Raw genomic sequence first — 10,322 nt, forward strand, 5'->3', positions numbered from 1 at the left:
GACCACCATGGAAAACGTCGTTCTCATCATCCACCTTCTGTTGGCCTTGGGCCTGATTGCCGTTGTTCTGATGCAGCGGTCCGAAGGCGGTGGCCTTGGTATGGGTGGCGGTGGTGGTGGCGCCATGACGGGCCGCGCAGCGGCAACCGCGCTGGGCAAGCTGACCTGGATTCTGGCCGCTTGCTTTATCGTGACCTCGATCACACTGACCATTCTGGCTGCACAGAAATCCTCGGGCAGCTCAGTGATTGATCGTCTGGGCGTTCCGGCCCCGGCTTCCACCGAAGAAAGCACTCCGGCGATTCCGTCGGCAGATGATCTTCTGCCACCGGCACAGGGCGACAACGCGCCACTGATCCCGCAAGCGGACTGATCCACAAAACCTAGAAACCTAAAAGAGGACTGCAACAGCATCTTGCGGTTCTCTTGCGCTTTTGACGCGAATCCTTTATACGTGAAGTCCCGTGATGCAGCGGTTTTTCGGAACCGTCGGGCAGCTGATTTTGACGTCTCACGGGAGCAGCCGAAAAACTATGGCGCGTTTTATTTTCATCACTGGTGGTGTGGTTTCGTCCTTGGGCAAAGGACTGGCTTCGGCGGCTTTGGGATCGCTGTTGCAGGCGCGAGGGTACTCCGTTCGCCTGCGCAAGCTTGACCCCTATCTGAACGTCGACCCAGGCACGATGTCCCCGTTTGAGCATGGCGAGGTTTTTGTCACCGACGATGGTGCCGAAACCGATCTGGACCTTGGACATTATGAACGTTTCACCGGCGTAGCAGCGCGGAAAACCGACTCGGTAAGCTCGGGGCGCATTTATTCGAATGTGCTCGAGAAAGAGCGCCGTGGCGATTACCTGGGCAAAACAATTCAGGTGATCCCGCACGTCACCAATGAGATCAAAGATTTCATCGCAATTGGCGAAGATGAAGTCGATTTCATGCTGTGTGAGATCGGCGGCACCGTCGGCGACATCGAGGGCCTGCCCTTTTTTGAAGCCATCCGTCAGTTCAGCCAGGACAAGCCGCGCGGCCAGTGTATCTTTATGCACCTCACACTGCTTCCCTACATCAAAGCGTCTGGTGAGTTGAAAACCAAGCCGACTCAGCACTCGGTGAAAGAGCTGCGCTCGATTGGTCTGGCACCCGATATTCTGGTCTGCCGCTCTGAAGGCCCGATCCCGACCAAGGAACGCGAGAAACTGGCGCTGTTCTGTAACGTCCGCCCTGACAGCGTGATTGCGGCGCAAGACCTGAGCACCATCTATGATGCACCGCTGGCCTATCACCGGGAAGGTCTGGATCAGGCGGTTCTGGACGCGTTCCAGATCAGCCCTGCCCCGAAACCCGATCTGGCTAAATGGGAAGACGTTAGTGACCGCATCCACAATGCCGAAGGCGAAGTCAAAGTTGCCATCGTCGGCAAATACACTCAGCTCGAGGATGCCTATAAGTCGATTGCTGAGGCTCTGACCCATGGTGGCATGGCCAACCGGGTCAAGGTGAAAATCGAGTGGGTCGATGCCGAGGTATTCGACACAGAAGACGCAGCACCGCATCTGGAAGGCTTCCACGCGATCCTCGTACCCGGCGGATTTGGCGAACGCGGCACCGAAGGCAAGATCAAGGCTGCTCAGTATGCGCGCGAACACAAGGTCCCCTATCTGGGCATTTGTTTGGGCATGCAGATGGCGGTGATCGAAGCGGCACGGAATGCTGCTGGCATCACCGAGGCGGGTTCAGAGGAGTTCGACCACGAGGCCGGAAAAAAACGTTTCGAGCCAGTTGTTTACCACCTGAAAGAATGGGTGCAGGGCAACCACAAGGTTGAACGCAAGGTCGGCGACGACAAAGGCGGCACCATGCGCTTGGGCGCTTATAACGCGGTTCTCGCCGAAGGATCCAAGGTTGCCGGTATCTATGGCAGCACCCAGATCGAGGAACGCCACCGTCACCGCTATGAGGTCGACATCAAGTATCGCGAACAACTTGAGAAAGCCGGTTTGAACTTTTCAGGCATGTCGCCGGACGGTCGTTTGCCCGAAATCGTGGAATGGTCGGACCACCCTTGGTTCATCGGCGTTCAGTACCACCCGGAACTGAAGTCCAAGCCTTTTGACCCGCACCCGCTGTTCCGCGATTTTGTGCGCGCTGCAAAAGACACCTCGCGTCTGGTGTAATCCCCCGCTGTGTCGGTCTGTCACCCCCACGTTGTTTTGTGGGGGCTGACCTCTTAACTGTATGAGGATGCGAAGTTTCTGCTTCGTGCCTTGGATACAGTTCAGAGATTCAGGAGATTTCCGATGAGCAACGCAACAACCATCACCAACCTCCAACAAGCACTGCATATGGAACTGACAGCGGCGCATCAGTATCAGCTGCACGCCCATGTGCTAGAAGATTGGGGCCTCGACATTCTCGCCGAAAAGATGCGCGGTGAGATGCAAGAGGAGATTGGGCATTCTGACGCCTTCATCGAGCGAATTCTGTTCCTTGGTGGCGTTCCTGAACTTGAGTTTCAGAAAACTCCGGCGGCCGCGGGTTCTTTGGAAGAGATGTTCGCTGCGGATCTGAAGGATGAAACCGAGGCCGTTGATTTCTACACCAAAGCCGCGCTGCAGGCTGCCGAGGTCGGGGATGTCGGCTCGCGTACTCTGTTCGAACGTATCCTTCTGGAAGAAGAAGGTCACAAAGACTGGTTGGACACTCAATTGAACCTGCTGAAGCGTTTGGGTGAGGCGAATTTCAGCGCGAAATTCGTATCTGGCGCGTCAGAGCAAGCCTAACGGTTTTGACCAACCTATCAGACGGCACAGGTATTTGACGGATCTGCACAGCGCCTGTGTCGTCACTTCAAAGTGACGTGTGGGATGGAAAAAACTCTATTCCAGTCCTCTTCAACTGACTAACTGTTGCACAGACCACAACAGGAGAGTTCCAATGACCGATCAGATCCAGGACGCTAAAACCTTCACCAGCCTTCACAAAAAAGGCGATCCGGTCATCCTTTTCAACATCTGGGACGCAGGCAGCGCAGGCTCAGTTCGGGATGCGGGCGCACAGGCCATTGCGACCGGAAGCGCACCGGTTGCCATGGCTCAAGGGTTCAGTGACGGGCAGAACATCCCCCTTGAGGCTGCTTTGGATAATGCCCGCCGCATTGTCTCAGCCGTCGATCTGCCGGTGACGCTGGACTTTGAAGGAGCCTATGCGGAAACTTTGCAGGGGGTCGCGGAAAACGTGAAACGTGCGCTGGAATGCGGCGTAGTCGGGTTCAACTTCGAAGATCAGGTCATCGGTGGCGAGGGCCTTTATGACATGGCGGTTCAGGCCAAGCGTGTTGAAGCCATGCGCAAAGCCTGTGAAAGTGCAGGCATCCCCGCGTATGTCAACGCGCGCACCGATCTCTTCCTCAAGACACCGGCTGACACGCATGACCAGGCTATGCTGCAGGATGCCATTGCGCGGGCCGCGGCCTATGAAACGGCGGGCGCCAGTGGATTTTTCGCGCCGGGCCTGAAAGACGAAACAATGATTGGCCAGCTTTGCGAGGCGACCAACCTGCCCGTCAATATCATTGCCCTGCCCGGCACACCTGAAACGTCCAAACTGGCCGAATTGGGCGTGGCGCGTGTCAGCTATGGGCCGGTGCCCTACCGTCAGATGATCACGTGGCTGACCGAGCAGGCGCAGGCCGCTTTGAACTATCAGGGCTAACCGCGCCCAATTCGGTAGTATTGCCTTCCGAAGTAGTTTTCTTCACCTTACGGTTGAACACTGCAAGCTGTGGATACCGGCTCTGAGGGACACGCGATCAATCGGCAATCTTGTGACCATTCTGACCTATGGCAGGTAGTCTTCGCTTGGCGGACCACAAAATATGGAATAACCTGACTTTATGTTGAAAAAATTCTTTCAGGCGCTCAGGCCGCCTCAACATGAACACCTGCCCGACCCGGATGCCGAGCTTGCCCTGGGCGCGCTCATGGTGCGTGTGGCGCAGGCGGATCGGGATTACAAACTGGAAGAGATCAGCCTGATCGACAAGATTTTAGCCCGTCTTTACCAGCATAATGCGATCGAGGCGGCAAAAGTTCGGGCAACTTGCGAAAAGCTTCATGCCGCTGCGCCCGAAACCGACACTTTTGGTAAGCTGATCCGGGAGACGACGGACCTGAAAGAGCGTCTGGCCGCGCTCGATGCTTTGTGGGAAGTTGTTTTGGCCGATGGCAGCACAGATGAAGGCGAGATGAAGATCGTCGAAGAAGCCCGTGTCGCCATGGGTTTGAGCTTTAATGACAGCAAGGCCGCACGCGAACGCGTACAAAGCCGCTTGGATGTGAGTTAGGCGCTCGCTATATCTAGCCCATGTTCAGCGACTTTCTTTCCAGGATCACGCAGCCTCAACCCGACCCGCTTGTTGACGACGACGCCCGCCTTGCATTGACCGCCTTGCTGGTGCGTCTGGCCCGTACCGACAACGACTATTCCGATTCCGAGATGGCGCGCATCGACCGTATTTCTGCGGAACGCTATGGCTTGTCTCCGTTCGAAAGCGCCGCACTGCGCGCGCAGGCCGAGGATTTGGAGGCCGAAGCCCCCGACACGGTCCGCTTTACCCGTGCCATCAAAGAGGCTGTCGCCTATGAGGACCGGCTGGCCGTGGTCCAGGCCCTGTGGTCCGTAGCGCTTGCTGACGGTCATCGCACTGGCGAAGAAGACTCTCTGCTGCGTCTCGTGGTCAGCCTGTTGGGTGTAAGCGACGTGGATTCGGCCTTGGCGCGCCAAAGGGCTGCAAAATCGTGATCGCAATGCTTGGCATGTATGACATGCCTGCGCTTCAAGCTGCCAATGACCGGTTCTGGACCTTGATCCGCAATCATCTGGGTTATGGCCCAGATCACCTGACCAGAGATCAGGACATGTGGGGGGTCTGGCAAGATCCGAATCTGATTCTGGCTCAGACATGCGGAATGCCGTACCGGACCCGACTGCATGGTCATGTGCAATTGGTTGGAACGCCAGATTATGGCCTGCCAGATTGCCCGGCTGGCCATTACAACTCGGTTTTTGTCAAACGTCGGGATGATACCCGCGACCTCACAGATCTGACACAAGGTACCTTTGCCTATAACGAGGCTGTGTCTCAGTCCGGTTGGGCGGCCCCAATCACGCATTTGGCACAGTTGAACCTGCGCCCCGCCGCAGTTTTGGAGACGGGCGGGCACGCGCTTTCTGCGCAAGCCGTGGCCGAGGGGAAAGCAGACTTTGCAGCTTTGGATGCGCTGACATGGCATCTGCTGCAGGAATACACCGACCAGAATGACCGCCTGCAAGAGGTGACGAGGACCGTGCCAACCCCAACTTTGCCCTACATTACCGCACAAGGGCAAAACGCTGCGCAAATCGCGCTTGCCGTGCGCGCAGCCATTGAAGGTCTAGAGGACACGGATCGGCAACAACTGTCCCTGAGGGGCCTAGTGGACATTCAGGCTTCGGATTACCTGGCTGTTCCCAACCCTCCGACCCCAAACGCCTTACTTTCGAACAGCTGACCAAATTGTCGAACGCATTTAGTCATTTTGGGCGTTTGAGGTCTTGATTCTGTCATTTGCGCATTGCATTGACCTATTTTTTCGGTCCTAGTACCGCACCAACACCACCAACCACTGGACTGCCCGTGACAGAAACCGCTCCCGTCATCGAAATCAAAAACCTTCACAAAAGCTTCGGTAATCTCGAGGTGTTGAAGGGGGTGGATATTACAGCTCATCGTGGCGACGTAGTTTCGCTGATCGGCTCATCGGGATCGGGAAAATCAACGCTCCTGCGCTGCTGCAACCTTTTGGAAGACAGCCAGCAGGGAGAGATTCTGTTCAAGGGCGAACCTGTCAAATGGTCCGGTGAAGGCCATGCGCGTCGCCCTGCCGACCCCAAACAAGTCATGCGCATTCGCACAAACCTGTCGATGGTTTTTCAGCAGTTTAATCTGTGGGCGCATATGACCATCCTGCAAAACGTGATGGAGGCCCCCGTGACCGTTCTGGGCCGTGACCGGGCCGAAGTGGAAGACAGTGCGCGCAAATATCTGGAAAAGGTCGGCATCGGAGATAAATGCGACGTCTACCCCGCCCAGTTGTCCGGCGGTCAGCAACAGCGTGCCGCCATTGCGCGTGGTCTGTGTATGGAACCCGAAGCGCTGCTGTTTGACGAACCGACCTCGGCACTGGACCCCGAGCTTGAACAAGAGGTCATCAAGGTGATCAAGGATCTGGCCGCCGAAGGGCGTACCATGATCATCGTGACCCATGACATGAAAATGGCTGCCGACATCTCAAGCCACGTGGTGTTTCTGCACCAAGGTCTGATCGAGGAAGAAGGCACGCCCGAAGATATCTTTACGTCACCCGAATCCGAACGGCTTCGGGGCTTTCTCTCCGCCACTCAGGCGGCTTAACTTCAAATACAGAACCAAACTGGGGAGTAACCAATGAAAAAACTGATTCTGTCCACCGCAGCACTGGCGCTGACTGCCGGTATCGCCATGGCCGACACCGTCCGCATGGGCACCGAGGGCGCCTACCCTCCGTATAACTTCATCAACGACGCCGGTGAGATCGACGGTTTCGAGCGTGAGGTTGGCGACGAGCTGTGCAAACGCGCAAACCTGGAGTGTGAGTGGGTTAAGAACGATTGGGATTCGATCATTCCAAACCTGGTGTCGGGCAACTACGACACTATCATCGCCGGCATGTCGATCACCGACGAACGTGACGAGGTCATCGATTTCACCCAGAACTACTTCCCGCCTGCGGCTTCGGCCTATGTCGGTGCAGCGGAAGGCGTTGATGTTGCCGGCGGTATCGTCGCCGCGCAAACCGCAACTATTCAGGCCGGTCACGTAGCCGAATCCGGCGCGACGTTGGTTGAATTCGCAACCCCGGAAGAAACGATCGCAGCCGTGCGTAACGGTGAAGCCGATGCGGTCTTTGCTGACAAGGACTTTCTGGTGCCGATCGTCGAAGAATCGGGCGGTGAGCTGGTTTTCGTAGGCGATGATGTCCCGCTGGGCGGCGGTATTGGCCTAGGCATCCGTGAATCGGATGGCGAACTGCGTGGCAAGTTCGACGAAGCGATCACGTCGATGAAAGCAGACGGTTCGCTGAACGAACTGATCGTCAAGTGGTTCGGCGAAGGCGTTCCAACTTACAACGCTGACGGTTCGGTCGTTACAAACTAATCCGTATCAAGCGGTTCGGCGTGCCAGTCGCGCCGAACCTCGCCCGACAGCAACGCGGGCACGACGTTCGAAAGACGCTACATGTTTTCCTACTGCGCTGATCCAGACACGCTCGGAACATTCCGTTGGTTTTCTTGTTACCTGACCAACGGTGTCCACTGGTCCTTCTACCTGTCTTTCCTGAAGGTATTGGGATTGCTGGCCGTGACCGCGCCTGTTGCGTTGGCGTTTGGCTTTATGGGCGCAATGGCAGCCCGTTCTCATTTCCCACCACTAAGCTGGCTGGGAAAAGGGTACATCGCCATTGTGCGCGGCGTCCCCGACATCGCATTCTTCCTGTTTTTTGTTATTGCCCTGGATCAGGCGTTCGAATGGACGCGGCATAAAATCCTGTGCCCCGAATGGACCGACCCGATCCGTCAGGGAAATGATTTCATCGTGTGTCAGGCGGCCAAGCTGCCATTGGGGACTGCGCCGGAATGGGTGCACGAAACCTATGGGTTCTTTCTGGCCATCATCACTTTCTCAATCGTTTTCGGAGCCTTCGCCGCAAACGTTCTGTTCGGCGGCATGCGGGCGGTACCGCACGCACAGCTGGAAACAGCCGAAGCTTATGGCATGACCCGTCGCCAGACCTTCTGGCGCATCCTGGTACCACAAATGTGGGTCTACGCCCTGCCCGGCCTGTCGAACCTATGGATGGTTCTGATCAAGGCGACGCCGCTTCTGTTCCTGCTGGGGATCGAGGATATCGTCTATTGGGCGCGCGAGCTTGGTGGCACCAAAACCTCCAGATTCACCCAGTACCCGCACGGAGACTGGCGGATGTGGTACTTCCTGTTCCTGCTCATCTTCTATCTGGGTATGACCCGCGTATCCGAGATTGGATTGGAAAAACTGATGCGCAAGCTGTCGCACGGACAGGCCACCTCGGGCGGTGAACTGCTACGCAAGGAGACCACGGCATGAGCTGCTTGCAGACCATTCAGGACTATGGCCTCCGTTCTCTTGGCATTGGCGAGCGTCTGCTGCCCAAGAACGATTTCACCCTGTGCGAGCAGTTTACACTGATCGGGTCAGGTATGATCTGGAATGTGTATTTCGGGATCATGGCACTGGCCACCGGGTTCTTTCTGGCCACCGCCCTGGCAGTCGGCAAAGCCTCAACAAACAAGTGGCTACGCAAACCTTCGGAATGGTTCATCTTCCTGTTCCGCGGTTCGCCCTTGTTTATCCAGTTCTTCTTTGCCTATTTCTTCTTACTATCGCTGAAGAAATCCTACCCGATGTTTGATGCCTTCACCTCAGCCTGGTTGGGGGCGCTGATCGTGCTGTTCCTGAACACCGCTGCCTATTCGGGCGAGATTTTCTATGGTGCGCTCAGATCCATTCCCAAAGGCGATATCGAGGCTGCTGATGCTTATGGCATGACAGGTTGGGCTCGCTTCCGCCGGATCGTCTGGCCCACCATGCTGCGCCTGGCATGGCCGGCTTACACGAACGAGGCGATCTTTCTGTTCCACGCAACGACCCTTGTTTTCTTCTCGGCCTTCCCAGCCTGGCAACAACGCGGAGACGCGCTGTATTACGCCAGCTACTTTGCCGACAAGACGTTTAATCCATTCGTTCCCTATCCGATCCTGGCCTTCTATTTCATCTTGCTGACACTGGTAATCGTCTGGGGGTTTGGCGTGATCAACAAGCGCTTGAACCGACATCTTCCAGCTGCCAGGCAAACCAAGATGCGTTTCAAACTGAACCTCGCGCGCTGATCTTCAGCGCGCGCATCGCATCAACTTTCAAAGCCATTCGAATGGCGCAACGCGTGCAGTCGCGTGAAAAACAAACCTGTTTTGAGAGAAGTGGTACCGCCTCCCTGGCTTGAACAGGGGACCTCTGGATCCACAATCAAGTGCACTACCTTTTCCCCTATTACCCACACATTGCGATAAGGCTATAAAAATATAGACTATAGCCTCGCTCCGAGTGCTCTGATTTCACCCCATTTACCCCTCATTTGTCATTCTTTTGGTTGCCTCAAAGTTGCCTTGAGAGTAATTCTGAGGTCGACAGTCAAGTGTTCTGACGACGAACCCCGCCCCGGCTGCAAACGGAACGGGCTTCTTCACCGAGACGATGAAAGGACCATTGCCCATGTCTGTAAATGTTGTACCCCTGCCCCGATCGAAAGCCCGGCCCGAGGAGCCGCGCCGCTTCCGGTTCGGCAAGCAGACCCTCGCCAGAGCGACCACGAGATTCGCCGACACCACTGGCGTGACGCTACGTGACACCGACTTGCGCGGGTTCGTGTGCCGCAAACAGACCTCGGCGTGGATGCTAGGTGTCGAGCGGAAGGTGCGGGGCAAGCTGCACCGCATCAGTATTGCGGAGTTCACCCCGGCGACCAAACCCGGTACCATCGAAGCGGCCCGCGATAAAGCGCAAGCAATTATGGCTGAGTTGGCCGCAGGTACCTATCTCAGCCCAACCGACAGAGCGGCGATGGAGGCGCGTGAACGCGTCCTCGTGGACTTGACCATCTACAGTGCGCCTTCATTTCACGGGCAGGAAAACCCACACGTCCGGGCCTCCACCATCGAAAGCTACGGGTACGCCGTGAAACGGATGTTTCTCGCCGATGTAAGGATGAGCGACATTACTCCCGAGATGGTGCGGGACGAATACCGCCGCATGTTGGGCGTGACTTCCCCGGCCTCGGCGTCCAACGCCCTGCGTTCGGTGCGGGCGCTGTGGCAGTCATGGGCCGACGCCCATCCCGCAGGACAGGAGCCATCTCCCAACCCGGTGAGCAAGCTGACAGGCAAGCGTAAGGCGGTTAAGCCCACACCTCCTCGCGAGGGTGCGCTTACACCGACTGAGCGCCCGCTGTGGTGGACAGAGGCCGAGCGTCTGGCGGTTCACCTCGGGCCGACTGGCACTCTGTATCGTGCCTTGCAGATGCTGTTCCTGACGGGGTGTCGCCGCGATGAAATCCTGCATCTGCGCTGGATGGAAGTCGGGGCCGATGTCATCACCATTCCCGCCGAGCGGATGAAGGCGGGCGTGGAACTCAAACGCCCGATAA

12 protein-coding genes are annotated in these 10,322 nt (G+C 56.8%); all 12 read left to right on the top strand.

Annotation, left to right across the window (positions count from 1 at the left end):
• The first annotated feature begins 7 nt into the window (after positions 1-7).
• Entirely contained in the window at positions 8-373 is a 366-nt protein-coding gene (gene secG, locus GS632_RS04885; protein WP_171174800.1) for a preprotein translocase subunit SecG, read from the top strand.
• Positions 374-533: 160 nt separating this feature from the next.
• Entirely contained in the window at positions 534-2,177 is a 1,644-nt protein-coding gene (locus GS632_RS04890; protein WP_171721341.1) for a CTP synthase, read from the top strand.
• Positions 2,178-2,300: 123 nt separating this feature from the next.
• Positions 2,301-2,783 (top strand): bacterioferritin, encoded by a 483-nt coding sequence (locus GS632_RS04895; RefSeq protein ID WP_171174805.1) that lies wholly within the window; start codon positions 2,301-2,303, stop codon positions 2,781-2,783.
• A 154-nt stretch (positions 2,784-2,937) separates the two neighbouring features.
• Positions 2,938-3,714 carry an isocitrate lyase/phosphoenolpyruvate mutase family protein gene (locus GS632_RS04900; RefSeq protein ID WP_171237359.1) on the top strand — a complete coding sequence of 259 codons (777 nt, stop codon included), beginning with the start codon at positions 2,938-2,940 and terminating at the stop codon, positions 3,712-3,714.
• 181 nt (positions 3,715-3,895) lie between these two features.
• A complete protein-coding gene (locus GS632_RS04905; protein WP_171174809.1) occupies positions 3,896-4,345 on the top strand; it encodes a TerB family tellurite resistance protein in 450 nt (149 codons plus the stop codon).
• A 20-nt stretch (positions 4,346-4,365) separates the two neighbouring features.
• Positions 4,366-4,803, top strand: a complete 438-nt coding sequence (locus GS632_RS04910; RefSeq protein WP_171721340.1) for a TerB family tellurite resistance protein — start codon at positions 4,366-4,368, stop codon at positions 4,801-4,803.
• Positions 4,800-5,552, top strand: a complete 753-nt coding sequence (locus GS632_RS04915) for a PhnD/SsuA/transferrin family substrate-binding protein (RefSeq protein WP_171174814.1) — start codon at positions 4,800-4,802, stop codon at positions 5,550-5,552. The genes GS632_RS04910 and GS632_RS04915 overlap by 4 nt, the downstream gene beginning before the upstream one ends.
• Positions 5,553-5,677: 125 nt before the next feature.
• Positions 5,678-6,454, top strand: a complete 777-nt coding sequence (locus tag GS632_RS04920; protein ID WP_171174816.1) for an ATP-binding cassette domain-containing protein — start codon at positions 5,678-5,680, stop codon at positions 6,452-6,454.
• A 33-nt stretch (positions 6,455-6,487) separates the two neighbouring features.
• Positions 6,488-7,237 carry a transporter substrate-binding domain-containing protein gene (locus GS632_RS04925; protein ID WP_171174818.1) on the top strand — a complete coding sequence of 250 codons (750 nt, stop codon included), beginning with the start codon at positions 6,488-6,490 and terminating at the stop codon, positions 7,235-7,237.
• 81 nt (positions 7,238-7,318) lie between these two features.
• Entirely contained in the window at positions 7,319-8,206 is an 888-nt protein-coding gene (locus GS632_RS04930; protein ID WP_171237358.1) for an ABC transporter permease, read from the top strand.
• Entirely contained in the window at positions 8,203-9,009 is an 807-nt protein-coding gene (locus GS632_RS04935; protein ID WP_171237357.1) for an ABC transporter permease, read from the top strand. Before GS632_RS04930 ends, GS632_RS04935 begins: the two co-directional genes overlap by 4 nt.
• Positions 9,010-9,391: 382 nt before the next feature.
• The coding region (locus tag GS632_RS04940) for a hypothetical protein (RefSeq protein WP_171728244.1) at positions 9,392-10,322 on the top strand (931 nt) is incomplete at its 3' end.

The sequence above is a fragment of the Ruegeria sp. HKCCD7296 genome, from assembly GCF_013110775.1.
Classification (GTDB): Bacteria; Pseudomonadota; Alphaproteobacteria; order Rhodobacterales; family Rhodobacteraceae; genus Ruegeria.

Excerpts from the sequence above, each read along its gene's own strand:
- GS632_RS04935 (WP_171237357.1), top strand. The coding sequence starts at position 8,203 with ATGAGCTGCTTGCAGACCATTCAGGACTATGGCCTCCGTTCTCTTGGC.
- GS632_RS04930 (WP_171237358.1), top strand. The coding sequence starts at position 7,319 with ATGTTTTCCTACTGCGCTGATCCAGACACGCTCGGAACATTCCGTTGG.
- GS632_RS04910 (WP_171721340.1), top strand. The coding sequence starts at position 4,366 with ATGTTCAGCGACTTTCTTTCCAGGATCACGCAGCCTCAACCCGACCCG.
- GS632_RS04890 (WP_171721341.1), top strand. The coding sequence starts at position 534 with ATGGCGCGTTTTATTTTCATCACTGGTGGTGTGGTTTCGTCCTTGGGC.
- secG (WP_171174800.1), top strand. The coding sequence starts at position 8 with ATGGAAAACGTCGTTCTCATCATCCACCTTCTGTTGGCCTTGGGCCTG.
- GS632_RS04895 (WP_171174805.1), top strand. The coding sequence starts at position 2,301 with ATGAGCAACGCAACAACCATCACCAACCTCCAACAAGCACTGCATATG.
- GS632_RS04905 (WP_171174809.1), top strand. The coding sequence starts at position 3,896 with ATGTTGAAAAAATTCTTTCAGGCGCTCAGGCCGCCTCAACATGAACAC.
- GS632_RS04925 (WP_171174818.1), top strand. The coding sequence starts at position 6,488 with ATGAAAAAACTGATTCTGTCCACCGCAGCACTGGCGCTGACTGCCGGT.
- GS632_RS04900 (WP_171237359.1), top strand. The coding sequence starts at position 2,938 with ATGACCGATCAGATCCAGGACGCTAAAACCTTCACCAGCCTTCACAAA.